The 24,568-nt window shown below is 74.5% G+C and carries 18 protein-coding genes; 6 read left to right on the top strand and 12 right to left on the bottom strand.

Going from position 1 to position 24,568, the window contains the following annotated elements:
- The 4 genes from BJ982_RS19680 to BJ982_RS39455 all read right to left on the bottom strand — a co-directional run bounded on the left by BJ982_RS19680 (position 1) and on the right by BJ982_RS39455 (position 4,526).
- The gene (locus BJ982_RS19680) at positions 1-1,971 is read right to left on the bottom strand and encodes a CRTAC1 family protein (RefSeq protein ID WP_184882139.1); all 1,971 of its coding nucleotides are present in this window, start codon (positions 1,969-1,971) and stop codon (positions 1-3) included.
- Positions 1,968-2,951 carry a DUF1702 family protein gene (locus BJ982_RS19675; RefSeq protein ID WP_184882137.1) on the bottom strand — a complete coding sequence of 328 codons (984 nt, stop codon included), beginning with the start codon at positions 2,949-2,951 and terminating at the stop codon, positions 1,968-1,970. Before BJ982_RS19675 ends, BJ982_RS19680 begins: the two co-directional genes overlap by 4 nt.
- Positions 2,952-3,160: 209 nt before the next feature.
- Positions 3,161-4,153 carry a DUF1702 family protein gene (locus tag BJ982_RS19670; protein WP_184882135.1) on the bottom strand — a complete coding sequence of 331 codons (993 nt, stop codon included), beginning with the start codon at positions 4,151-4,153 and terminating at the stop codon, positions 3,161-3,163.
- Positions 4,154-4,292: 139 nt separating this feature from the next.
- Entirely contained in the window at positions 4,293-4,526 is a 234-nt protein-coding gene (locus BJ982_RS39455; protein ID WP_239123695.1) for an acyl-CoA carboxylase epsilon subunit, read from the bottom strand.
- A 243-nt stretch (positions 4,527-4,769) separates the two neighbouring features.
- Here BJ982_RS39455 and BJ982_RS19660 point away from each other — a divergent pair, with 243 nt between their 5' ends.
- Complete coding sequence (locus tag BJ982_RS19660) at positions 4,770-5,465, top strand: carboxymuconolactone decarboxylase family protein (protein WP_239123699.1); 696 nt, start codon at positions 4,770-4,772, stop codon at positions 5,463-5,465.
- Positions 5,466-5,544: 79 nt separating this feature from the next.
- Here BJ982_RS19660 and BJ982_RS19655 read toward each other — a convergent pair whose 3' ends face one another.
- Positions 5,545-5,940: a nuclear transport factor 2 family protein gene (locus tag BJ982_RS19655; RefSeq protein WP_184882131.1), complete on the bottom strand. Its 396-nt coding sequence runs from the start codon at positions 5,938-5,940 to the stop codon at positions 5,545-5,547.
- Between the two features lie 267 nt (positions 5,941-6,207).
- On the opposite strand from BJ982_RS19655, the gene BJ982_RS19650 reads away from it, so the two are divergent.
- The 3 genes from BJ982_RS19650 to BJ982_RS19640 all read left to right on the top strand — a co-directional run bounded on the left by BJ982_RS19650 (position 6,208) and on the right by BJ982_RS19640 (position 9,104).
- Positions 6,208-6,765 carry a carboxymuconolactone decarboxylase family protein gene (locus tag BJ982_RS19650; RefSeq protein WP_184882129.1) on the top strand — a complete coding sequence of 186 codons (558 nt, stop codon included), beginning with the start codon at positions 6,208-6,210 and terminating at the stop codon, positions 6,763-6,765.
- A gap of 65 nt (positions 6,766-6,830) precedes the next feature.
- On the top strand, positions 6,831-7,394 hold the full coding sequence (locus tag BJ982_RS19645) for a hypothetical protein (RefSeq protein ID WP_184882127.1): 564 nt from the start codon (positions 6,831-6,833) through the stop codon (positions 7,392-7,394).
- 150 nt (positions 7,395-7,544) lie between these two features.
- A complete protein-coding gene (locus BJ982_RS19640) occupies positions 7,545-9,104 on the top strand; it encodes an NAD(P)-binding domain-containing protein (RefSeq protein ID WP_184882125.1) in 1,560 nt (519 codons plus the stop codon).
- 45 nt (positions 9,105-9,149) lie between these two features.
- On the opposite strand, the gene BJ982_RS19635 is transcribed toward BJ982_RS19640, so the two are convergent.
- The 7 genes from BJ982_RS19635 to BJ982_RS19605 all read right to left on the bottom strand — a co-directional run bounded on the left by BJ982_RS19635 (position 9,150) and on the right by BJ982_RS19605 (position 20,408).
- Positions 9,150-10,319 carry a carboxylate-amine ligase gene (locus tag BJ982_RS19635; protein ID WP_184882123.1) on the bottom strand — a complete coding sequence of 390 codons (1,170 nt, stop codon included), beginning with the start codon at positions 10,317-10,319 and terminating at the stop codon, positions 9,150-9,152.
- A gap of 119 nt (positions 10,320-10,438) precedes the next feature.
- A complete protein-coding gene (locus tag BJ982_RS19630) occupies positions 10,439-11,677 on the bottom strand; it encodes an MFS transporter (protein ID WP_184882121.1) in 1,239 nt (412 codons plus the stop codon).
- Positions 11,678-11,777: 100 nt separating this feature from the next.
- Positions 11,778-14,117 (bottom strand): lantibiotic dehydratase, encoded by a 2,340-nt coding sequence (locus BJ982_RS19625; protein ID WP_184882119.1) that lies wholly within the window; start codon positions 14,115-14,117, stop codon positions 11,778-11,780.
- A 31-nt stretch (positions 14,118-14,148) separates the two neighbouring features.
- Positions 14,149-15,744, bottom strand: coding sequence for a hypothetical protein (locus BJ982_RS19620; protein ID WP_184882117.1), 1,596 nt, complete (start codon positions 15,742-15,744; stop codon positions 14,149-14,151).
- Positions 15,741-18,158, bottom strand: a complete 2,418-nt coding sequence (locus BJ982_RS19615; RefSeq protein WP_184882115.1) for a lantibiotic dehydratase — start codon at positions 18,156-18,158, stop codon at positions 15,741-15,743. Before BJ982_RS19615 ends, BJ982_RS19620 begins: the two co-directional genes overlap by 4 nt.
- Positions 18,155-20,044, bottom strand: a complete 1,890-nt coding sequence (locus tag BJ982_RS19610) for a hypothetical protein (RefSeq protein WP_184882113.1) — start codon at positions 20,042-20,044, stop codon at positions 18,155-18,157. The genes BJ982_RS19615 and BJ982_RS19610 overlap by 4 nt, the downstream gene beginning before the upstream one ends.
- A gap of 232 nt (positions 20,045-20,276) precedes the next feature.
- Positions 20,277-20,408, bottom strand: coding sequence for an ammosamide/lymphostin RiPP family protein (locus BJ982_RS19605; RefSeq protein WP_184616655.1), 132 nt, complete (start codon positions 20,406-20,408; stop codon positions 20,277-20,279).
- 502 nt (positions 20,409-20,910) lie between these two features.
- Here BJ982_RS19605 and BJ982_RS19600 point away from each other — a divergent pair.
- Together BJ982_RS19600 and BJ982_RS19595 are read left to right on the top strand one after the other, a co-directional pair.
- A complete protein-coding gene (locus tag BJ982_RS19600; protein WP_184882111.1) occupies positions 20,911-23,358 on the top strand; it encodes a hypothetical protein in 2,448 nt (815 codons plus the stop codon).
- A gap of 24 nt (positions 23,359-23,382) precedes the next feature.
- Entirely contained in the window at positions 23,383-24,480 is a 1,098-nt protein-coding gene (locus BJ982_RS19595) for an NAD(P)/FAD-dependent oxidoreductase (protein ID WP_203959439.1), read from the top strand.
- The last annotated feature ends 88 nt before the right edge of the window (positions 24,481-24,568 follow it).

Here is a 24,568-nt window from a genome sequence, read left to right as displayed (position 1 = left end):
TCACTTCTCCTTGGCCTGCTGGCCGAGTGTGAGGGAGTGCCAGCCAGGGGTGAGCTGGAGTTCCTGCTTGTGCGGCTTGCCGGTGCGGTCACGCCACTTGATCTCCGCCTTCAGCGGGCCCGCGACGTTCGGACCGAGGCCGATGTGGACGTCGGTGCTGCGCCGGCCGGAGTGGCCGCTGCTGCCGTCGACGCGGGCGACGAACTTGCGGCCGTCCGGGGTCGTCACGCAGACCTGGGCGCCGGTGACCGGCGAGCCGGGGGCGGCGAGCGCGCCCTTGGCGGCCTTGCCCTTCGCGGCGGAGGTCTCGTGGGTCAGGCGCAGGCCGACGAAGGCGCCGGCGTCCGGGCTCTGGTTCTGGTAGAAGACCGGGGCCTCCCACTGGCGGGCGACCGCGAAGTCCAGGCGGCCGTCGCCGTCGGCGTCACCGGTGGCGATGCCGCGCGTCGGCACCGGGATGGCCAGGCCGAGCTCCTTGGCGAGGTCGACGTAGCGCCCGGAGGGGCCCTTCACGAAGAAGTGCAGCGTCTGGTTGCCGCCGATGTCGTCGCCCGCAGTGGCGTTCGGCCACCAGAACGGGTTCTGCAGCATCTCGTCGTTGGCGGTGGCGAGCTCCTGGAGCTGCGGCCAGCGGTCGGTCTGTCCCTTGACGAAGCCGGTGGCCTGGGCGATCTGCAGCTCACCGCCGTTGTTGAAGTCCTCGATCTTGACGTCCCAGCCCCAGCCGGACCAGGCGGTGCCCGCCGGGCCGCTCTCGTCCTTCCAGGGGGCGACGCCGTCACGGAGCTGGGCGCGCAGGTCCTCCTGGTTCTTGGCGGTCGAGACGAACTGGAAGTTACTCTCCTCGATGCCCCACGAGGTGGTGATGTTGCTGACGAACATGTCGTAGATGCCGTCGTGGTCCAGGTCGCCGAAGTCGACGCCCATGCCCTTGAAGGAGTCGCGGCCGACCGCCTTGGACTTGGGGACCAGCGGCGAGCGCACGCCCTCCACCAGCGCCAGCTTGATGGTGCCGGGGGTGGACCGGTTGTAGTACATGCGGTCCGGGCCGAAGTCGTTGGCCAGGTACAGCTCGGGCAGCAGGTCGCCGTCCAGGTCGTTGGCCGCGGCGGCGAGCTCCCAGCCCTTGGACTCGTCCTTGGGCAGGACGTCGTCCTGGCACTCGTAGGCGGGCGTGCCGCTCTGCAGGCCGGTGAAGCGGAAGAAGTAGTCCTCGCCGCCGTTGTGCGCGGCCGACATCGAGTGGTTCATGTGGACGCCGCCCGCGACCTTCGGGTCCAGGACGGGGCCGTCGGCGAAGTAGTTGCCGATGAAGATGTCGTCGTGCCCGTCACCGTCGAAGTCGGCGACGGTCGCGGCGTTGGTGTTCCACTGCGGGCCGGTGTACTTGCCGCCCGCGGCGTTCGGGCCGGGCACCAGCTCGACCGACCGGTAGGCGCTCACGTCCAGCTTGGTGGCGCCGGGCTGGGCCAGGTAGATGATCGGCGTGCGGCCCCACATGTAGACGAGCAGGTCGACGCGGCCGTCCTCGTTGTAGTCGCCGGGGACGCAGCCCATCGGGGCCATGACGTCGTTCATCGGCAGCGTGCTCTTCAGCGCGAACGGCGCGTACCGGGTGGACTTGGCGCCCGGGGCCGGGGTGATCACGACCTGGTCGATGCGCGTGTCCACGAGGCAGATGTCGTTGGACAGCCCGTCGCCGTCGAGGTCGTTCATCGCGACGGCGGCGCCGACCGAGGAGATCCAGGCGTCGATGTGCTTGTAGTCCTTGTTCACCTGGCGGATCGACTTCTGTGGGTATCCGCTGGGCAGCGCGATCGACAGGGGCTTGAACGCGAACTTCTGCGCGATGGTCGCCGCCTCGGCGGACGAGTAGCTGGGCAGACGGGCGATCAAGAAGACGCTCGTGACCAGCACGAGAGCGACGACTCCCGGAAGCTGTCTGCGAAGCCAGCCAAAGGTCGTGGTCACTGGGTAACACCTCCAAGAGTTACAAGTTGGTCGGCGATGCGCCGGCGCCACACCTCGTAGGCGGGCACATCGCCCTGGTCCGGCTGGTCGGGAATGGTCTCGTAGCAGACCATCGCCGCCCGTTCGGCCGTCGTGCCGCAGAAGACGCTCGTCGCGAGCTCGGTGGACGGCACGACCAGGCCGGGCCGGTACCGCGCCTCGGCGGCGAACGCCGACCCCTGCGCGAGCTGCGGGCGGTACTGGCCCGCGCGCTCCCTGAACCTGCGCAGCTCGTCCTCCTCGACGCCGCAGGCGTAGGTCGCGGCCAGGCCGCTCCCGGCGAACAGGTCCGCCCTGCGGCGCTCGGGGAAGGTCTCGATCAGGTCGGCGACGACGTCGACGTCGGTGCCGCCGACGAACCACATGGCCCGCCCGATGCCCTGGTCGATGACGCGGTTGGCGTAACCGGGAGGGCCACCGGCGGGCCACGGGAACGCGGGGTCCTGGTACTGCTGCCGCACGTACTTCTCGGTCTGGAAGTACGCCTGGTGGAAGCCGTATCCGTCCAGCGCGAGCCACCGCAGCAGCGGGTCGGGCGCGTGGAGGCGCGACCACAGGAACTTGGGCAGCCGCGCCATGGCCCAGCCGACACCGACGTAGATCAGGTCGGTCTGGGCCTCCCCGCGCGGGCCCGCGAGGAACTCGGCGACCTTGCGGCCACTGGTGAACGGCATGGCGTCGAGGATCGCGAACCCCATCCCCGCGCCCTCGTAGGCGAATCCGCGGAACCTCAGAGGGAGCGTCTCCAACCGCTCCTCGGCCTCGGCGGTGGTACGTGACTCCACCGCGTACGCGAATCCGGTGAGGAACATCTCCCCGACCGTCTCCAGCAGGTCACGTGATTCCTCGTTTTTCACGTGGAATCCACGCGTCGAAAGTTTCGTCTCCGAGACGTTGGGTGTGAGAATACGGCGCCTTAGCGACCGAAGAAGGCTGGGCAATTACCTCTCCCTCCCGCGGGAGTTTCCCCTTGTCCAGGGGTCGTGTTTGGTCAAATGTAACCATCGGCATCGACACCGGACCCACTTCGGACTTGCTCAACCGCGTCCGCGCGGGAACCCGTTTCCCGGCATGCCGGAGCCGGCGCGCCTTGCAATGAATATCCGCCCGCGAAGAAGCGACCGGCGAATTTCCGCTATGAAAAAGGGCTTCAGCCCGCGACGGGCGTGCCCTCGGAGACGAAACGCGCCCGCACGCCGCGCCGCCACAGCTCGTAGGCGGGGACGCCGGAGGCCGGCGCGGTCACGGCCGCGTCGTCGGCGAGCGCCACGGCGCCGCGGACGGTGAGGCCGGCGAGGACCGAGGTGGCGACCTCGGTGTGCGGGGGAACGAACCCGGCGAAGTCGCGGGCCTTGGCCGCGAAGACCGCGCCCTGGGCCACCTCGGGCCGGTACTCGCCGGCCTCGGCGCGCAGGATCGCGAGGACCTCGGGCTCGGCGCCGCCGGCGAAGGTCGCGGCGAGGCCGACGCCGCCCCACAGGTCGGCCTGCCGGTGCGAGGCGAACGCGCGCACGTGCGCGGCCACGTCGGCGGCCTGGCCGCCGTGGATGAACCACAGCGCCCTGCCGATGCCCTGGTCCACCGCGCGCAGGAAGTAGTCCGGGGACCCCTCCCACGAATAGGCGGCCGGCACGCGCTGCTCGTCCACCCAGCGCCGGGTCTCGAAGTAGGCGCGGTCGAAGCCGTAGCCGTCCACGGCGAGCCAGCTCATGGTCGGGTAGTACGCCGAGCCGCTGAGGTCGGGCATGACCTTCTTCCAGAGCGGCCGCGGCAGGCGGGCCATGGCGAAGCCGATGCCGATGTAGGTGAGGAATATGTGCGGCTGCCCGGGGCCGAGGAGGAGGTCACGGGTGCGGTGCCCGCGTCCGCCGCCCATCGCGTCCACCACGGTGAAGGCCATCGTCGCGCCCTCGTAGGCGAAACCGCGGTGCTCGGGGTCCACGAGGCTCAGGCGGCGCTCGACCTCCCACTGGTCGCGCGCGTCGATTCCCCACTCGAATCCGCAGATCACCGCCTGGGGAATGGCCTCAAGCCGCCGTGTGGCATCCGTCGGGGTGACGGGAAAACCCCGCTCGCCGAAAGTCACCTCGGCCAGCGACGGCGTCAACAGGAGTCTGCGCAGCGAACCGAACAGGGTAGGCATAATGCTCCTCACGTTTCACCGTCAGCCGATGACGGTTACTCACATCAGCTCGACCATTTCATGGTCATATGTGCGATCCGCGAGTTACATCTCCCGTATTGCGGTACCATCCGGATTCGGGAATTTCGCGCGTTTCCCGTCAGGCCCAGCCGCTCACGCGCCAGGCGCCGGGGTCGCCGCCGGGGGCCGGGGCGCGGCGGGCGGCGTCGCGCCAGCGGCGCCGGGCGGGGGGTTCCGCGGGGTCCCCAGAGGCCTGGGGGTCCTCGGCGTCCGCGGCGGAGGCGGCACGGGCGGCGAGCGCCACGATGAGCGCGGCCAGTTCCTCGGGGCTCGGATCGCCGCGGACCACCGTCAGGTACCATTCCGGCGCCACCGCACACCCCCGATCACTCGTCCGACGTCCAGCGTCGCCCCGCGCGGCGGCCGGGGACAACTTCTCGCTTGCCGAGTCGCGCGACGCGCGGAAAGGGCGCCTGTCAACCGGCGCGGGCGTCAGCAACCGGACGCGCGCCCGCAGCTTCATGAAAGCGCGCGGCCCTGTTTCCGCGCCGCCGGGCGACGCACAGTGGCAACTGCGCCGAAACGGCGAGATGACGCGAGAAAGGCTTCGGACATCATGACGACCTCGGTGACCCACCCGGCGCCCCGGCCCGCCGGCGACGTGGCGGACGCGAGCGCGTCCGAGGACATTTCATCGCACCTGAAATGGCCGCAGCGTCCCCCGTCGGTTTCTCTCGGTGACCGCCGGGATTCCGGCCCGCATATCGCGCTCGGCACCAACGAACCCGGAATACGGGCGCTTTTCCAGTACCGCCCCGAGACCGCGCATCCCCTCATCCTCCTGTCGGAGGTGCTGCTGTGCGGGGAGAGCACGCTGAGCCGCGGTGATCGGGAACTGATCGCGGCGTACGTGTCGGCGAGGAACCAGTGCCGGTTCTGCTTCTACACCCACGCGGCGTTCGCGGCGGTGCGGGCCCCCGAGGGCATGACGCTGGTGGAGCAGGTGTGCGAGGACCTCGACTCGGCGCCGGTCACGGCCAAGCTGCGGGCGTTGCTGCGCATCGCCGGCACCGTGCAGCAGGACGGCAGGCAGGTGACCGGCGAGCTGGTGGACGCCGCGCGCGAGGTCGGCGCCACGGACGTGGAGATCCACGACACCGTGCTGATCGCGGCGGCGTTCTGCATGTACAACCGCTACGTCGACGGCCTGGCGACGTTCACGCCGGACGACCCGGCCGTCTACGCGGCGCGGGCGAGCATGACCGGCGGATACGTGGCGGTGAACGGCGAGCAGCTGCGCCGGGCGTCCTGACGGAGCCCGGCGCGGTCCCCGGCCCGCGCGGCGGTCTCGGCACAGGCCGGGCGGCTCCCCCGGAGCCGGGCCCCGCGGCCTAGGAGAAGAACTCGTCCACGGCGTAGGAGTCCTGCGGGAAGCTCCAGCGCTCGGCGATCTTGCCGTCGGCGACGCGGAACACGTGGACGCCGCGCTCGTCGAGCTCCTTGCCGGCGCGGTCCCCGCGGATGCGCAGGAACACCGCGATGTGCCCGTCACCGGACAGGAAGGCCTCCGGCTCGTAGCGCATGGTGTTGCCGGTGACGTCGACGAGCCGGGACAGGTACCCGATCACGTCGGCCTTGCCCCGGTACTCGCCGGCGAGGGAGCCGTGCCCGGGGACGTGGAAGACCACGTCGTCGGCGAGCAGGTCGTCGCGGATGTAGTCGAGGTCCCCCTTGGTGATCGACTCGTAACTCGCACGGGCCGCGCTGATGTCGGAATGCTCTGACACTACGGTCTCCTCATGAAACGGTGCGGATCTTTCTGAGGGCGCGACGGCGACGCTACGCGAGGAGATCAGGACAGACAAAAGGGAGTTAGGACACACTTACCTACCGGCCATGCGCCAATAGGGGTGACCGTAATTACGGACTTGGACGTACATAACACGCGGTAAATCGGACCATTGACACCGGCCAAAACCATGACGAGCATGAACAGTCGTCGGACGGTTCTCGCCAGGCCGCGCGGCGCCCTTCCTCGTGCGACAAGGAGCCCCATGCCCCACATCGCCCTCGGCAACGACGAGCCCGGAGTCCGCGGCCTCTTCCGGTACCGCCCGGAGACCGCGCGCCCGCTCATCGAGCTGGCCGAGGTGATGCTGCGCGGAGAGAGCCCCCTGACCCACGGCGAGCGCGAGCTCATCGCCGCCCACGTCTCGGCGCTCAACGACTGCGACTTCTGCTACCGCTCCCACGCCGCCAACGCCGCCGCCCAGCTCCCCCAAGGCATGGACCTCGTCGAACGCGTCCGCGCCGACCCGGGCGCCGCCCCCGTGCCGGACCGGATGCGCGCCCCGCTCGGCATCGCCACGGCCGTCCAGAAGGGCGGCGAGAACGTCACCGAGGCCCACGTGTCCGCGGCGCGCGCCGCGGGCGCCACGGACCGGGAGATCCACGACACCGTGCTGCTCGCGGCCGCGTTCTGCATGGTGAACCGCTACGTCGACGGCCTGGCGACGTCCGTGCCCGACGACCCCGCCATGTACGCGGCGCGGGCCGGGCACGTCGCCGCGGACGGCTACCTGGGCCTGCCGGCCCGAACCCCCGAGCACTGACCTCCGGCGCGCCACCGTCCCCCGCGCGCGGCCGCCGCGTCCGACGAAAGACTGGAGCACAGGCGATGGCGACACACTCCGGCGCGTTACCCCCGCGCGCGAGCCTGATCGGCTCGATCAACACCGACCACCACCGGCTCGGCCTCAACGTCTTCCTGTTCATCGTGCTCGCCCACTGGGCCGAGCACGTCGCCCAGGCGATCCAGATCTACGCCCTCGGCTGGCCGCTGCCCGAGGCCCGCGGCGTGCTCGGCGGGCCCTTCCCCTGGCTCGTGACCTCCGAGTGGATGCACTACGGCTACGCGCTGCTCATGCTCATCGGGCTGATCCTGCTGCGCAAGGGCTTCACCGGCAGGTCGCGCACCTGGTGGAACATCTCGCTCGGCATCCAGGTCTGGCACCACTTCGAGCACCTGCTGCTGCTCGGCCAGAAGGTGACCGGCCTGTACCTGCTCGGCAAGCCCGTGCCGACCAGCGTGCTGCAGCTCGTGGTCCCGCGCGTGGAACTGCACCTGTTCTACAACGCGGTCGTGTTCGCGCCCATGGTGGTGGCCATGTGGCTGCACCGCAGGCCGAACACCGCCGAACGCGCCGCGATGAGCTGCCGCTGCGCGGCCTCCTCCGCGTGAGCATGACGGGCGTGACCGCCGGAGCGCGGAGCCCGTGACGCGTCCGTCCGCCCGGCGCTCCGGCACGCGACGACCACCCCGCCTCGCCCACGCGAGGCGGGGCCTGCCCATGCCGCGAGCGCGGCGCCACCCTTCGCAGGAGGACCGTCCATGCCCCCGACCGCCCCGGCGGCACGCGCGCACACGCACCGCTACCTGATCATCGGAGCCGGCCCCGCCGGACTGCAGCTCAGCTACTTCCTCGGCCGCGCCGGCCTCGACTACGTCACGCTGGAACGCGGGGACGCGCCGGGCGGCTTCTTCCGCAGGTTCCCCCGCCACCGCCGGCTGATCTCGCTCAACAAGGTGAACACCACCGAGAAGGACCCCGAGATCCTGCTGCGCTGGGACTGGAACTCGCTGCTCAACGACTCCCCGGCCCTGCAGTTCCCCCGGTACTCGCGCGAGTACTTCCCCTCCGCCGACGACCTGGTGCGCTACCTGGCCGACTTCCAGCGCGAGCACGCGCTGAACGTCCGGTACGGCGCCGCCGTCGAGCGCGTGGAGAAGTCCGGGGGACGCTTCACCGTGCACGCGGGCGGCGAGGTGTTCCACGCCGAGTGCGTCATCGTCGCCATCGGCTGGGGCGGGCCGTACATCCCCGATATCCCGGGCATCGAGCTGGCCGTCGGCTACGAGGACGTCAGCGCGTCCGGCGAGGACTTCACCGGCAAGCGCGTACTGATCATCGGCAAGGGCAACTCGGCGTTCGAGACCGCCCACGCCATGCTGCCGCACGCCGCGATCATCCACATGGCCAGCCCCAGCCCGACGCGGCTCGCCTGGACGAGCAAGCACCCCGGGCACGTGCGCGGCCAGTACGGCGCGCTGCTCGACAGCTACTGGTTCAAGACCCTGCACGGCGTGCTCGAATGCACCATCGACCGCCTCTGGCGCGAGGGTGACCACTACAAGGCCGCCATCACCTACACCCTGGCCGAGGGGGAGCAGGCGCTGCTGGAGTACGACGCGGTGGTGCGCTGCACCGGCTTCACCATGGACACGGGCATCTTCGACGCCTCCTGCGCGCCCGAGACCCTCCGGGACGGGCGCCTGCCCGCGATCCGGCCCGACTTCCGGTCGCCGAACGTGGACGGCCTGTACTTCGCCGGGACGCTGATGCAGGCCCGCGACTTCAAGCAGGCGTCCTCGGCGTTCATCGACGGCTTCCGCTACAACCTGCGCACGCTGGCCGCGCTGCTCGCCGAGCGCTACGAGGACACCCCGCTCCCCCGGCACCCCGTGGTGCCCGACGCCGGCGAGCTGACCTTCACCATGCTGGAGCGGGTCAACTACAGCTCGGCGCTGTGGACGCAGTTCGAGTACCTGGCCGACGCCTACGTGCGCGACCCGGCGTCCGGGCACTTCCACCGGTACGAGGATCTGCCCGAGGACTACGCCGCCGAGCGGTTCGCCGGCGAGGACCTGCTGTTCACGGTCACGCTGCGCTGGGGCCGCCGCGACTACGGCGACGTGTTCGCCATCCAGAGGCACCCGACGCCCGGCCGCGCCGACGAGAGCGCGTTCCTGCACCCGGTCGTCCGAGTGTGGCGGCGCGGCGAACAGGTCGCCGAGCGGCACCTGCTGGAGGACCTCCAGGCGCAGTGGCGCGACCCCGTCCGGCACGTCGAGCCGCTGCGCCGCTTCCTGAGCGAGCACCTCGCCCCCTGAGGCGGCCCGGCTTGAGCGGACCCGGCCGGGCGGGCCCGGCGCCCGTCAGGCGTGCTCCTCCGGCTCCTCTCGATCCTCGGAACCGATGTAGGACGCCACCAGGTGGTCCACTACGTCCGCGGCCCGTCCGCGCGCGGCGAAGGCGGCGCGCTGGCGGGCCGCGCCGCTCCCCTCGGCCAGCAGGCGCTCCAGCCGCCGGGTCACCACGGCGAGGTCGCCGGTGCGGGCCAGGGACGGCCTGATGTGCGCGAGCAGCGTGCCGGCCAGCTCAGCCGCCGGGCGCAGGCGCCCGGTGAGCGGGTCGATGCCGTGCCCGTCCAGGCCGTCGCGGCAGGCGCGCCAGTACGCCACCCGCAGCCGCTCGCCCGACAGGCGCGGGCCGTGGTCGCCGCGCTCGACCCGCTCCAGGGAGACCACCACCAGCGCGCGCACGATCGCGGCCAGCAGCGCCGACTCCCCCGCCGTGCCGGCGACGTCGGTGACCCTGACCTCCAGCGTGGGCAGGTGGGCGGAGGGCCTGATGTCCCAGAAGATCGTGCCGGGGTCCACGAGCGCGCCGGACTCGCCGAGCGCGGCGACCACCTCCTCGTACTCGGCCAGCGAGGAGAAGTACGGCGGCGGGCCCGCGACGGGCCACTTGCCCCAGGTGAGGGTGCGGTAGGAGGCGTAGCCGGTGTCGTGCCCCTGCCAGAACGGCGAGTTGGACATCAGGGCGATGAGCACGGGCAGCCACGGCCGCAGGTGGTTGCTGACCAGCACGGCCCGCTCGCGGTCGGGCAGGTGGACGTGGACGTGCCCGGCGCAGATGGCGGCCTCGTCGTGCAGGGAACGGTAGTTGGCGATGCCGACCGCGTACCGGGGGTCCTCGTGGATGAGCGGCGGCACGTAGTCGCCGAGCACGGCGGTGCCCGTCGCCACCGGGGCCAGCCCTTCCTCGCGGGCCGCCGCGGCGACCTCCGCGCGCATGCGCCGCAGCTCGCGCTCCAGCTCGGGCAGCCCGGCGCACGGCGGCGTCTTGGCCTCCATCTGGAACATGGTGAACTCCAGGCTGACCCGGTCGTGCAACCGGTTCCCGGCGCGCCGGACCACCTCCGCGCCGCGCGGCATGGCGGCGCGCGTCGCCGGATCGACGACGAAGTACTCCTCCTCCACCCCCATGAGAGGACAGATCGCGTCGAACGGCACCGCCTCCGGCGACTGCACGGTGACCGTCATGCCCACCCCCACCTTCACTCTGCCGCGCGGCCCGGCGGCCGGCGTACGGACGAAGCCAAGCTACCCATCCATCCCGGACCCCGTGGGCACTCGCCGAAGGCTGCGGCTTATGAGCGGTTTCATGCGGAAACCGCCCGGGGACGGCGCAGTGCGAGGGTCAGCAGGGCCGCGGCGACCGCCATCGCGGCGGCCACCAGGAACCCGCCGCCCGGGCGTCCGTCCGCGGCCAGCGCCCCCGCGGCCGTGGCCGCCAGCGCGCCGCCGCCCTGCCCGAGGGCGTTCAGCCACGCGAACGACTCGGTCATCGCGTCCTCCGGCGCGACCTCCTCCATCGCCGTGTACTGCGCCGTCATCATCGGGGCGAGCGCGACGCCCGCCACCGCGAACACCACCGCCAGCAGCCACAGGTTCGTCACGGCGAGCGCCACGGCGTACCCGGCGGCGAGCACGGCGAGGAAGACGCCGAGATGCCCCGCGCTGGTGCCGCGCAGCTTCACCGCGCCGTAGGCGAACCCGCCGAACACGCTGCCCACCGAGAACGCGGCGATCAGCAGGCCGCCGAGGTCGGCGTGCCCCTGGGCGTCCGCCGTGGCCAGCAGCGCGACCTCCACGCCGGTGATGCTGCCCGTGGCCAGCAGCCCGACCGGCAGCATCCAGCGCACCCCGGCCACGCGCAGCGGGCCGCGCCAGTCGCGCGCCGCGCCCTCGACCGGCCGCAGCGCGCCGATCGCCGGGGCCCCGGCCAGCGCGAAGCACCCCACGGCGGTGAACGCGGCCGTCACCCCGATGGCCACCCCGGAGTTCGACACCGCGAGCAGCAGGGCCACGATCGACGGGCCGACGATGAACACCGCGTCCACGATGACGGACTCCAGGGCGAAGGCCGCCGACCGCAGGCCCTGGTCGGTCAGCGAACGGCTCCACATCGTCCGCATCACCGGGCCGATCGGCGGCAGCAGCGCGCCGACCACGAACGACAACACCAGCGGCACCACCGCGGGCGTCTCCGCGGCCAGGGCGGCCAGCAGCGCGAGGAACGCGAGCGCCTGGCCGGCCCCGGCGACCAGCAGCACGCCCCTGGCGCCCCGCCGGTCCACCGCGCGGCCCCGCAGCGGGCCCGACACGCCCACGCCGACCGCGTAGCAGGCGGCGGCGATTCCCGCCTGGGCGTAGGAGCCGTTGCTCTGGACGAAGCCGGTGACGAGCAGCAGGCCCGCCATGCCGCTCGGCAGCCGTCCCACCAGCGCCGCCACGGTCATGGGCACGGCGCCCGGGGTCGCGGCGAGCCGCAGGTAGCGTGCCATGCCGGTGACGGGGGCCTCGTGGGCGTCCTGTCCGATCTCGGCGTCGGTGCTCATGGGTCTCCTCCTGGTCGTGTGGAGGCGTCCGGCGTGATCGCGTTCGGGGTGGGCGTCTTCACCGGGTCCGGGGGCGGGGTGTCGTCGCGGAGCGCCGCCCTCATCGGGCCTCCGCGTACGTGGGAGGGGGTGGGGTGCGGGCGGTGGCGGGGCGGGTGAGTTGCATGCGGAGTTCGCAGGTGTAGCGGCCGGACTCGTCGCGGAGCCACAGGTCGCCGGGGCCGGGGTACATCTCCTCGACCAGCACCTGCCCTCCCTCGGGCCCGGCCTCGTCACCGCGCAGGTGGCCGAGCAACTCGGCGGCGAACGGAGAGGCCGTGTCGACGAGGACGGGCTTGCGCTCGGCCTCGACACGGGCGAACACGAACCGGGGAAGGCCGTGCCGGCGCGCGAGCCGGCGCAGGGCCAGCAGCGCCGAGGGGCCGCGCCCGCCCGCGGGCAGCTCGCCCGTGCCCAGGGCCCAGCGTTCCCGCTGGTAGCAGGCGTCGCCGATCGTCACCCTGCCGAGATGCCCGTACGTCCCGCGTACGGGCGCGTGCAGCACCGACGGCGGGGACAGCGCCGCGAACGGCGGGTAGGTGGTGAGGTCGTTGAGCATCGGGTACAGCTCACGGACGCGTCCGGCGGCGTCCACGAGCACGGGCCGCCCGTCCCGCAGCTCGACCGCGCACTCCGCCGCGGCCAGGTTGTCCTCGCGCGCGTCGGGGTCGGCGGCGTTGAAGACCAGCCGGGGGCCGGGGAACCGGTAGAACCCCTTGTTGCGCCGGCTCGTGGCCAGGGCGACCACGTCCCGCCCGTCGCCGTCCAGCCAGTCCGCGGCGGCGCGGTCGAACGCCGCGGGGTCGGGGTGGAAGGTGGTCAGCCAGCCGGTGAGCAGCAGGTGGTGGTGGACCCGGGCGAGCAGCACCCGCCAGGTGCCGTCGGCGCCCTCCTGGGGCGACGCCATGGCCAGGCACACGTCCGGCAGCGCGTACCGCGCCTCCCCGCCGGACGGGCCGAGCGCGTCCGGGCTCAGCCGCACGGGTTCCCCGTCGCCCGCCGGGACGGTCACGGGCCGGACGGGCGAGAACCGGCTGCCCTCCTGGTGCTCCGGCCGCGCGCGGGCGGCGTACGCGGCGAATCCCAGCGCGCCGCCCGCCTGACGGACGATCTCCGCCATCTCGTCGCGGTGCGCGCCCTGCACCTGGTCGCCGAAGGCGGCGGACAGTTCGAGCGCGGGGGCGAGCGCGGCCTCCAGGCGCGCGGCGGCGTCACGGCCGACGACGAGCCGGAACGGGGACGCGGCCTCCTCGAACAGCACGAGCCTGTCGGCGTACACCGCGCCCGCGCCGCGCCGGGCCGGCACGCCCGTGAGCTCGGTGAACGTGGACTCCAGCTCGGCGAGCACGGCGCGCCGGGCGTCCACGTCGCCCGCCGCCACGCTGAACCGGTCGCACAGGGACGCCAGGCCGTCCAGCCGCCGCACCCAGCCGTCGCGGGCCTCGGAGGCGGGGAGCGCGGACAGCGACGCGCGCAGGCCGGGCAGCGGGTCCACCCGCTCCCCTGGCACGTCCAGGCCTCTGACCAGCGCGCCCGCCGCCAGCAGCGGCCGCAGCGCCTCGACGGCGGCGCGCGCGGGGACGCCGGCCGCCTTGGCCAGCCCCGCGAACCCGGCCGGCCTCTCCTCCAGGAGGGCGACCAGCCGCAGCGCGTCGGCTCCCGGCCGCAGCGGCTCCTCCAGCCCGTCCACCTCGACGGCGTCGCCGGAGCGGCGGGCGAGCAGGCTGAGGCGGATCGGCACGTGCGGGGCCAGCGTCCTGTCCCGTGCCGCGGCGCGGGCGAGCTCGATGACCGCCCAGTACGCGAGGAAGGCGCGCCGCGCCGGGTTCGCCACCTTCTCGACGGTGAAGCCGTCCCCGTCGGTGACCTGCCCGTACCCCATCGGCCCGTACGCGCTGGCCGTCTCGTTCTTGCCGCAGAAGCGCTGCAGGTAGGTGTAGAGCTGGCGTTCCACGCGGCGGTGCTTGGCGGCGTCGGGCGCCTCGTCCAGCTCCAGGTAGCGGGCCACCATCCCTTCGTACATGCCGGGGTTGGAGGTGAACACCGCGTCCCTGAACGCCGGCGTGGCCGCGTGGTCGCGCAGCTTGCGGCGCAGCGCGGGCAGGTCCCCGGCGTGCGCGGCGGCCAGGCGGTCGTAGGCGGCCCGCCAGCGCGCGACGATCTCGCGGGCGCCGCGCGGCACCGAGGGGGCGCCTCCGGCGGCCAGGGTGGCGACCACGGCCGGCGCGGCGGCGCCGAGCGCGTTGCCGAGCTCCTCCTCGACGTCCAGCACCTCCTCGCAGGCGGCGAGGACCGCGGGGGCGGCGCCGAGCGACTCCACCCAGTCGAAGGGCAGCCCCGCGTGCCGCAGCACGAAGACGGGGGCGAGCGTCCACGGTGACGTGCCGCCGGGTCGATTCACCTGTTCTTCCTCCTCCAAGCCCGACGCCCCATCAGCGCCGGATCAGCAGGCCGCCGCCGGCGAGGGCGTCCAGCACACGGGCGCGCGTCGCGGGCGCGACGCCGGGCAGCGCCTCGGCCTCGGGCACGGGGCGGCGTCCGATCCGCAGGCGGCTCGCCACGCGCGGGTCGAGCCGGACGATCCGGCCCGCGCGCAGGTCCACCGCGTACCACTGGCCGGACGCGGCGGGGCCGGGCACCACCACCGTGTCCGCCGCCAGCGCCACCCCCTCACCGTTCGGGCCGTCCGCGCCCTCGTCCGGGGAGCCGGCGGCCAGGTAGGCAGCGGCGACGCGCGCCGGGATCAGCATGCCGGCGCGCGCGAGCGCCGGGCCGATCTCGGACACCAGCTCCTGGACCTCCGCACGGCTCAGCGTCCCTTCGGCGAGGAACTCGCGGTGCCGCGCGAGCTCGCGCCGTCCCGCGTCCGTGGCGGCCTCTTCGGGCGCGCGGTCCTCGTTCGCGGTCCAGCGCACGCGGGCCTCACCCCAGCGGGGGTCGTCCCAGTGGGTGGGCCAGTCGAACGGCCGCAAGCCGACGAGACGGCCGACCGGGCCGCCGGGCGCGGTGAGGGTCTCCACGGCGGCGCGGACGCGGGCGGCGGGGACGCCGGGGGCGCCGAGCCACAGTTCCGCCAGCACGGTGACACCGGACGCGCGCAGGACGTCCAGGGCGGCGCGCGCCTTCTCCGCGGGCCACACCGAGCCGCCGCGGCCGGCGAACTCGTGGTCGGCGGCGCACAGCCCGAGGACGGCGGTCACGCATCCGGCGGCGACCAGCTCACCGGGGGCCTCCACGGCCTGGCGCAGGCTCACCCGGCCGGCCCACGGTCCCGGCGGCACGGGGTCCGCCGCCCGCTCCCGCCAGTAGACCTCTGTCTCCCCTTCAGGTGTGGCGTCGGGGAGGCCGGTGACGCGCCACCGCAGTGGGGAGGGCGGGGTGGCGAGGCGTGCGGTGCTCAAGGGGGAAAGGCGGGCGAGGACGGTCCAGTGCTGGTGGGCGTACCGGCCCGTGACGTGGACCGGGCCCGGCAGGCGAGCGGCGAGCGCGAGGGTGGCGGGCAGTTGCTGGTCGCGTTCCAGGACCAGCCAGACCTCGTCCTCCGGGCCCACCGCGGCGAGGGCCTCCTCCAGTTCCGGGTCGTACGGCGCCGGGCCCGCGGAGGCGCGCGACGCCGCCGCCGCGTCCTCCGTGGTGCCGTCCCGCAGCTCCAGGTCGTCCAGGACCAGGTCGACGGCCGAACCAGGGTGGGTCTCGGTGACGGCGGGGACCAGCAGCCCGGCGGCGCGCAGCCGCGCCATCGGCCCGGCCGGATCGGCGAGCACGGCCACCCCCGCGCGCAGCCGCACGACACGATCCCCCTGGCCGTCCGCGCCGTCCCCGGCGGAGCGCGCGGAGCCGTCATGCGTGGCTTCGTCCTCGGCGAGGGCGGGGGCCGTGGCCAGGATACGGGCGATGAACCGGCGTCCGGGGTCGAGGAGCCGGTGCGGTCCCGCCGTCCACTCGGCGCTCACGGTGACGTCGCCGAGCGGCGGCACGATCACGACCACGCCCGGCCCGGCGCCGTCGCCTCGGCTATCGCGGGTCATGGGGTGGCCTGCACGTGGCCGACCAGGGCTACGCGGAACTCGCTGGTGTGCGGGCCGTCCGAGCGGTCCAGCCACAGCTCGCCCGGGCCCGGGAGCATCTCCGAGACCGCGAGCGGGCCCGCCGCCGCGAGCACGCGGAGCTGCTCCTGCGCCTGGGGGACGTCGAGGTCGAGGTACACCGGTTTGGTCTCCGAGGGGCTGAGGGCGAAGACGTGCCGGGGCCAGCCGAGGCGCTCGCGGGCGGCGGTGACGGCGCGGAACAGCTCCAGCCGTCCCTCGGCGGCCACGATGTCCGCGAGCGCGCCCACGGGCAGGTCCCACCGCTCACGCTGCACGACCAGGTCGCCGAGCACGAGGCGCGGGGTGTGCGCGCCCGCGCGCAGCCGGGGGAAGTCCACCGGCACGGGGGCGAAGACGCGCAGGTGGGGGTGGTCGTCCTCGCCGACGTACAGCGAGATCGGCCCGTGCGGCCCGACCAGCTCGGGTTCGCCGTCCCGGAGCACGGCCCGCAGGTCGCCGACGGCGAGCCGCCGCTCGGGACCGGTGCCCGCGCGCCCGGCGACCTCGATGAAACGGCCCGGGTAGGCCTCGCCGACCAGGCCCTTGTGCTGGCGGCGGTGCAGGACGGTCGCGGCGCGCCCGGTGCCGCCCCAGACGTCCAGGACGGGCGCGACGTCGCGGGCGAGCCGGTCGGGGTCGGGCGCGAAGACGCCCTGAAGGCCCCAGGCGAAGACGTAGGGGTGGATCTCGCCGAGGACGAGCGGCGCGTCGCCGTCCTTCTGCAGCATGACGTCGGGGCTGACGAAGAACGACCCCTCGGGCGCGTCGATGAGGTCCTCGACCTGGTGCGGGTCCAGGTGGGCGCGGCGGCCGTCGGAGACGGCGAGGAAGCGGTCGAGCAGCGCGGTGCGCCACCGTCCCCACGTGTCGAGCACGGGCTCGAAGACCCCGTCGGCGAGGCGTGTGGCGAGGGCGTCGGCGAACTCCAGGAACGGCAGCGAGCCGCCCGCGCCGGCCAGCACCTCGGCGGCGATGGCGCGCAGGCCGTCGCGCTGGGTGCGCCCGCCGGTGAGGCCGAGCCTGAGCACCGGGTCCAGGGCGTTCTCGACGCGGCGGGCGATCGGGGCGGGCCAGACGAGGGGCTCGTCGTCGGCGCGGCAGTCCTCGAAGAGGATGAAGCGGTCGGCGTACGTGCGGCCCTGGTTGCGCCGCGCGGGCACGCCGGTGACGGACTCGAACAGCTCCTCGGCCGCGGCGAGGATCTTGGTGCGCCGGGGGACGGCCGTCTCCTCGGCGAAGCGCTCCAGCAGCGCCTCCATGTCGGCGGCGGCGGTGACGAAGCGCCGCGCCTCGGGCACGTCGGGCAGGCGGGCGACCACGTCGCGCAGGGGGTGGACGGTGGTGGAGCTGGGCTCCAGGTCGCGGCGCAGCAGCAGCGCGCGTTCGAGGGCGGTGATCCGGCGCGCGGTCTCCTCCGGTGTGACGCCGAGGACGGCGGACAGCTCGCCGGGGGTGCGGGTGCCGTCGGCGGCGCGCAGCAGCGCCACCGCGGTGGCGTCCAGTTCGACGGGCGGGCGGCCGGGGATGGTGGCCCGGGTGTCCTCGACCACCGCGACGGGCAGCCGGCGCGGCGGCAGCGCGCGGCGGACGGCCGGGATCTGGGCCGCTGCCTTTCCCCACGCCGCCGCGGCCCAGAAGGCGAAGAACGCCGCCCGGTGCACGACGCCCGACGGCGTCTCGGGCGAACGCCCGACCGTGTCCGCCTCCGGGTCGACGCGGCCGAAGCAGATGGGGCCGAAGAAGCTGGTGGTCTCGTTCTTGGCGGCGAGCCGCTGCGCGAAGGCGTAGACGCGGCGCTCCAGGGCGCGGTCGCGCGCCGTGCGGCCGGGCTGGGACTCCGCGCCCAGGTCCCGGCGCACGAGGGCCTCCAGGAAGTCCGGCGACAGCAGGAAGATCGCCTCGCGGACGTCGGCGCGCCCGGTGAGGGCGAGCAGCCGGGCCGCCGCCTCGGGTTCCTCCTCGGCCAGGAGGCCGCCCGCGCGGGCGACCTCCCGGTCGGCGGCCTCCAGCGCCTCGGTCCAGGCCCGGTGCCCGCCGGTCAGGGCGGGCGACCAGTCTCCCGGCGGCAGCGCGGCCCGCGTGCGGCGGCCGAGCCTGCTGCGCAGCCGGGACAGCGCGCGCAGCGCGGCCCTGCTTCCCTGCTCCCCGGGGTCCCCGGAGGCGCGCAGCCGCGCGACCTCCTCGGGGACGACCTGCCGCAGCAGGCGGGCGCGGGCCTCCTCGGCGCGCTCGTCCCACAGGTGGGCCTCGCGCAGCGCGGCGGCGGTGCGGGGGCAGCCGAGTCCGTCGATCAGGCTCAGGGCGAACCCCGCGCGCCGCAGCACGAAGGAGTCCAGCATCCGGAAGGCGGTCATGCCGACGGTGCCAGGTCGAGCGCGATGAGCCGGAACGGACGGTTCAGCTTGGTGGTGGGCCGGGGCAGCGCGGCGGCGAGCGCGGACGGGTCGCCGCCGGCCGCCGCCGCGTCGAGGGCGGCGATCAGCTTGGCGGCCTCCGGGCGGAAGGCCAGGCTGCGGGAGGCCAGCTCCCTGACGACCGGGCCCGGCGCGCCGCCCGCCGCGATGGCGCGCCCGGTGGTGGCGAGCGCCAGGTAGTACGGGTCCTGCATGACGGACGCGGCGGCCTCGGCGCGGGCGTACCACTCGGCGGCGCGGGCGGGCTCGCCGAGGTCGAGCAGCAGGCCGCCGACCTCGGTGGCGACGATCTGCTGGTGGAAGTGGTCGTCCAGCTTGCTCGCCAGGTCGTAGACGGCGTCGAACCCGGCCAGGGCCTGCTCGGCGTCCCCGGCCAGGTAGCTGAGCCCGGCCGCCCGGTAGTGGTGGTGCTTGAAGAAGCTGTCGCCCCACTCGGAGCTGATCTTCGCGAAGTGGTCCCACGTCGCGGAGGCCAGCTCGTACTTCTTGCCCATCTCCTGCAGCACGCTGATGTTCGAGATCAGGTTGATCTTGAGGTGGGTGGCGTCGGCCGAGTGCAGCTTGGAGATGAGCCCGACGGCGAGCTTCTCCTCGCGCATGGCGGGCCCGGCCTCCTTGGCCCGGACGTGGGCCAGCGCGCGCACGTTGCGCAGCCACGCCTGCTCCACGGCCGAGACCGGGCTCTTGACCTCGGCGAGCCGGGTCAGGCCGTGCTCGATGTCGGCGATGCCCTCCGGCAGGGTGCCGGACCTCTTGACGGCGAGCAGCGCGCGCAGCAGCAGGATGCGGGCCTCGCTGACCGGGTCGGGGGCCTCGGCGAGCGCGCGGGTGAACTCCTCGCGGGCCCCTTCCAGGTCCTGCACGAGGGCGCGCACGACGCCGACGCACCGGATCGCCAGGGCGCGCAGGTGCGCGGGCGACTCGGCGACCTCGGCGTAGATGCCGATCGCGGGGGTGCCGTCGCCGGGGTCCAGGGCCGCGAAGTGCTCGGCGACCTCGGCGACGTCCAGGGCGGGCGCGGCGTCGAGCCGTTCGAGCAGCAGTTCGGCGGCGAGCACCGCGCCTTCGTAGTTGGCGCTGAAGAAGCAGGAGCGTACGGCGAGCAGGGCGGCGGCGACAGCGCGCTCCGGCTCGACGTCGGGGGCCTCGAACGCCTCGGTGAGCTGGCGGTGCTCGGCGACGTCCCCCGCCGCCGGGCCCGGCACGGTGCCCGGGACGTACCCGGCGGAGGCGGCGGGCGCGGTCAGGCCGAGCCGGTCGAGGACGGAGGCCAGCGTGCGGCGCCGGATGTCGGCGGCCAGCGTGGCCGGCCCCGGCTCGGCAGGGGTGACGTCGGCCAGCTCCACGCGCACGCCGGCGGGCGGCTCGCTCAGCGTGAGCCGCTCCACGAGCCTCGGCAGCGCGCGCAGGCTGACGATGTCGGCGTGGGCGGTGCCGCGCAGCAGCAAGGGACGGCCGGTGGCCACCAGACCGGCGGCGATCGCCTCGGCGGCGGTGTCGAGCACCCGGAAGACCTGCTCGGACTCGGCGTGCAGGCGGCGCTCCGACGGCGTTCCCGCGAGGTCCGCCAGCAGCGGCGCGTCCGGGAAGGTGCCGGGGAACAGCCAGTTCCACTCGGGCCTGCGGCGCCGCGCGACCTCGTCCACCGCGTCGGGGACGAGGCCGGCGAGCGCGGCGATCACGGCCCGCAGGGACGAGAACGCGACGGGAAGCCGGGTGCCGGCGTCCACCACGACGGGCGCCGGGCCGGCCGGCGGAGACGACGGGTCATCGGCGAGGACGACCACCGCGTCCCGCGGCAACTCCACCAGTGTGTTCACGGCCATTCGTACCTGAACTCCCATCGATCCCGTCGGTTTGATGAATGAAGCCTTCTCAACCGGTCCCCGCGGGCCCGCGGCCCTGCCGTCGGCGGTTCGAGGGCTCACGTCGCCCCGAATCCGCTCCGGCGGCACACGTGGCCCCGGCTTGGCCGCCGCGGATCACATGGACGCGTCGCTCAGGTCGAGAAGGTCGGATGTCGGTGAATCAGAGGTGGACCGTCTCCGCTCGCCCGGGTCAGGCGAGGGGGGCGATGCGGTTCTCGATCTCTTCGAGCAGGAATTCCATGTCGTCGAGGTCGCCGAGCTCGTCGCCGTCGAGATCGGTCTCCTCCGCAGCGCCGGTCTCGGTGATCTCTTCGTCGGCCATCCAGGGTCTCCTCTCGAAAGGCGCCCGGTGACACGCGGAACCGTGTCACCGCGCTTTCCCTCGTCTCCGCCGTGCCGCCCTGACCCCCGTGCGCGCCCCCGGCGGGGCACGCCGGACACGCGCCGATGGTCACAGGGTCACGGCCCTGCTTTCCCCCCGATCCTTCAGCAGCAACGATCGCGTTGTCTTCTTCGGACGTGCTGACCTTCCGCCGCCGCGGCCCGGTCCCGGCGGGCCGCGGCCGGGCTCTCAGGCCGTCCCACAGGCGTGCGGAAAGCCGCTGATCAGGGCGTCAGCGCTGCGCGCCCTCCTTCCTCCCCGCGCCGGGCGCACCCGCCTGCGGAAGGGTCCCGCCGACTGCGCAATCTGGAAGATGGAGCGGCGGCCGTGCGTAATTACCGTGGGCGTCGATCCTGTGCCGCCTCCGGGAAGGAACGCCCATGCGCAGACCCGCCGACGCGGCCGCCTCCCGCCGGCTTCCCGGCCCCCGCGAGGCCACGGCGTGACGGCTGATCCGGGCCGGTGGCGTCCGGCGCCGCTGGCGTTGCTGCGGCGCACCGGGTTCCCGTTCGAATGGCTCGGCCGGCTCACCCGGGACGAGGTGGCGCGGGCGGTGGCGGCGCGTCGGGCCGCCGGGGAGGATCTGGCCGCGGCGTGCGCGGAGTTCACCGCCGAGGTGTTCCCCGCCGCGGTGCGCGAGCAGGAGGCCGCGGGCGCGCCCGCCCCGGCGTTCAAGGCGCTGTACCGGGTGCGCAAGGCGGCCGGGCGCGCCGAGGCGCCGCCCGCGCGGGCACTGGCCGACGTCGAGGCGCTCGGCCCCGGCACGGCCGCGTGGGCCGCCCGCCTGCGCGCCGCCGTCGCCGAGCTGGACGCCCGCGCCGCCGAACTGGACGAGGCCGCTGGCCGTGCCCTCGACGGCGCGCGCGCCGCGCTGTGGGAGGCGGCCACGAGCGCGCCGTTCCGCGAAGCCGTCCTGCTGTCCAACCCCGGCGCCTACGAGCGGGTGCTGCACGGCGCGACCGGCGTCCCCGCCGCGTCCCGCAACGCCAGGGCCCGCCGCGACGAGGGCCTGCTGTACGCCTACCTGCAGCGGTTCTGCGCCAAGAACGAGTCGGTCAGCTTCTTCGGCCCCGTGGACGCGGTGCGGGTCGACCCCGCGTCCCCGGAGTCGCTGCGGCTGGAACGGGCGCCGGGCACGCTGCTGCGGCGGTGGCCGCGCGCCGCGCACTGGGCGGCCGAGGCGCTCGGCGCGCGGCTCGCCGCCGACCCGGACGTCCAGGCGCGGCTGCCCCTCAGGCTCGCCCCCGGCTTCGCCGCCACCGCGGACGGGCGCGTGCTGACCCTGCCCGACGGCCGCAGGGCGCGCCTGGACGAGGCGTCCCGCGCCGCGCTCGTGGCCTGCGACCGCGGCCTGACCCTGGCCGAGTTCGAGGAGAAGGCGACCGCCGAGGAGTCGGCCGCCGCCGCGCGGCTGCTCGCCCGGGGCGTGATCCGCCGCGACCCGCAGATCCCGACCACCGTGGACGATCCGCTCGCCTGGCTGAGCGACGCGTTGACCGGTCTGTTCGACCCCGCCGAGGAACCGCCCGCCGCGCTCGCCGGGATCGGCGCCTTCGAAGGGGCCGTGCGGGCGTTCGCCGAGGCCGGGCCGGACGGCAAGGCCGAGGCGCTGCGGGAGGCCGAGCGGCGCTTCACCGAGCTGACCGGGGCCGAGGCCCGCCGCGCGGCCGGCACCATCTACGCCGACCGGCTCATCGTCACCGAGGACTGCCGGGGCGACGTCGTGGACGCCGCCGTCGGCGGGCCGCTGCTCGCCCTGCTGTCCGAGCGGCTCGACCCGGTGCTGCGGCTGTCGGCGAGCTACGCGCTCACGCTCGCCGAGGCCGTCCACACCCGGGCCGTCGCCCTGCACGCCGAACTCGCCGGCGGCGGCGCGCGGGCCGGCTTCCTTCCCTTCATCGCCGAGCTGGACCGGCGCGTCCAAGTGGACGAGCTGACCGCCGACCCGCCCGTGGCGGCCTTCCTCGACCGGCTCGCGGGCATCGTCCGCGACCGCGCCCGCGACGGCGCCGCCGACCTGGACGCGGCCGACGTCGCGCCGCTGCTGCGCCCGCTGCCCCCCGGCCTCGCCGTCTCCCCCGACGTCTTCCTCGCCGCGCCGTCCGAGGACGCCCTGCGGGACGGCGACCTGGACGTGATCGTGGGCGAGATCCACCACGGCGTCCAGGTCTGGACGCACCTGACCGCCCTGGTGCCCGGCCGCGACGCCTACGCGGCCGAACTGGCCGCGCTGCTGGAGCTGGACGGGCGCACGCCCGCCGCCCTCGTGCACCGCCGCACCCAGGGCAAGGCGTTCGAGCGCGACCTACCCGGCCTCGACATCGAGGTGCTCGGCCGGTCCGCCAAGCCGGCCGAGCACCGGATGCGCGCCGCCGACCTGTCCGTCGTCCTCGCCGGGGGACGGCTGCGGCTGCGCCACCCCGAGGCGGGCGACCTGTTCCCGCGCCCCCGCGACCCGAGGGCCGCGTCGAGCTGGCTGTTCGGCCCGCCGCCCGTCGTGCTGCCGCCGCTGCGCCTGCCCGGCGGCACCCCGCGCGTGCGGCTCGGCGGCGCGGTGGTCTGGCGCCGCGGCTGGGAGCTGCCCCCCGAGACCCTGGCGCCCCTGCTCGACGCCCGCGGGCCGTCGGAGGCGCTGCTCGCCGCCGACCGGCTGCGCGCGGCGCACGGGCTGCCGTCCCGCGTCTTCGCGCGCGTGCCCGGCGAGCGCAAGCCCTTCTACGCCGACCTCGCCGAGCCGCTGAGCCTCGAACACCTCACGCACATGGTCCGCCCGGCGGGCGGGCCGCTGCGGCTGAGCGAGCTGCTGCCGGACCCGTCCGGCTGGTGGCTGGCCGACGACCGGGGCTCCTACAGCACCGAGCTACGGATGACCTACATCACCCGCCTCTGAGGCGCAGGACCGGAAGGAACACCAATGGCACAGAACCGATACGACGTCGCCGTCATCGGCGCGGGAGTCGTCGGCGCGTCCGCAGCCCGCCGTCTGGCCGCGCAGGGCGCCTCCGTCATCGCCCTCGACGCCCACGGGCTCGGCGGGCGCGGGTCCCGCGCGGCGGCCGGGGTGGGGGTGCCGTCCGTGCGGCTGCTCGCCGACCCGCTGATGCTGTCCTTCGCCGAGGCGGGCCGCAAGCAGCTCTTCACCGACCTGGACGAGATCACCGGCGGCGACCCGGGACGGCTGCGCACCGAGGCCGGCGTCATCCGGCTCGTCCGCACGCCCCAGCAGCGCGAGGAGCTGGAGAACGCCGCCACCGCCCACCCCGGTTACCTCGGCACCTGGTACGACGCCCCCGGGCTCCCCGACATCGAGCCGCTGCTGTCCCCCGACAAGCTGCACGGCGCCTACTTCGACCCGTCCGGCCTCGTCATGGACGCCGACGGGTACGTCAGCCTGCTGCAGCAGGCCGCGACCGCCGCCGGGGCCAGGATCCGGCTCGCCTCCCCCGTCCTCGGCGTGGAGCGCACCGCCGACGGCGTCGAGCTGGCCACCCACGACGGGACCGTCCAGGCCGACCGGGTCGTGCTCGCGGCGGGCGCCTGGTCCGGATCCGTCCCGGGGCTTCCCCGGCTGCCGATCCGCCCGCTGCGCGGCCAGATGCTGCGCGTGGACGCGCCGGTCACCCTGCGGCACGTCGTCTCCGGGTCGCTGTACGCGGCGCCCAGCCGGTCCGGCACCGTGGTCGTCGGCGCCACCGAGGAGAAGACCGGCTTCACCGAGACCGTCACCCCCGAAGGGGTCATGGTGCTGACCGCGTTCCTCAGCAGGACGCTGCCCCGCCTCGGCGGCGGCACGCTGCGGGACGTGTGGAGCGGCCTGCGCGCCGCCGCCCCCGGAGGCCGCCCGCTGCTCGGCTTCCTGCCCGGCGACGACCGCGTGATCGCCGCCACGGGCCACGGCGGCCAGGGCATCCTCACCGGCGCCCTCACCGGCCTGGCCGTCGCCGACCTCGTCGCCGGCGACCAGAACGAATGGTCCACCGCCTTCACCCCCACCACCGAGCCCACCCGATGACCCCCACCCACCCCGCCCCACCCGACTCTCATCCCACCCCCACCCCCACCACCCCGAACCCGGCCCACCCCCCGCAGATCGTGGCGGC

It is taken from the genome of Sphaerisporangium siamense (assembly GCF_014205275.1).
In the GTDB taxonomy this organism is placed as follows: domain Bacteria; phylum Actinomycetota; class Actinomycetes; order Streptosporangiales; family Streptosporangiaceae; genus Sphaerisporangium; species Sphaerisporangium siamense.
This window is presented reverse-complemented; position numbering and strand designations above follow the sequence as displayed.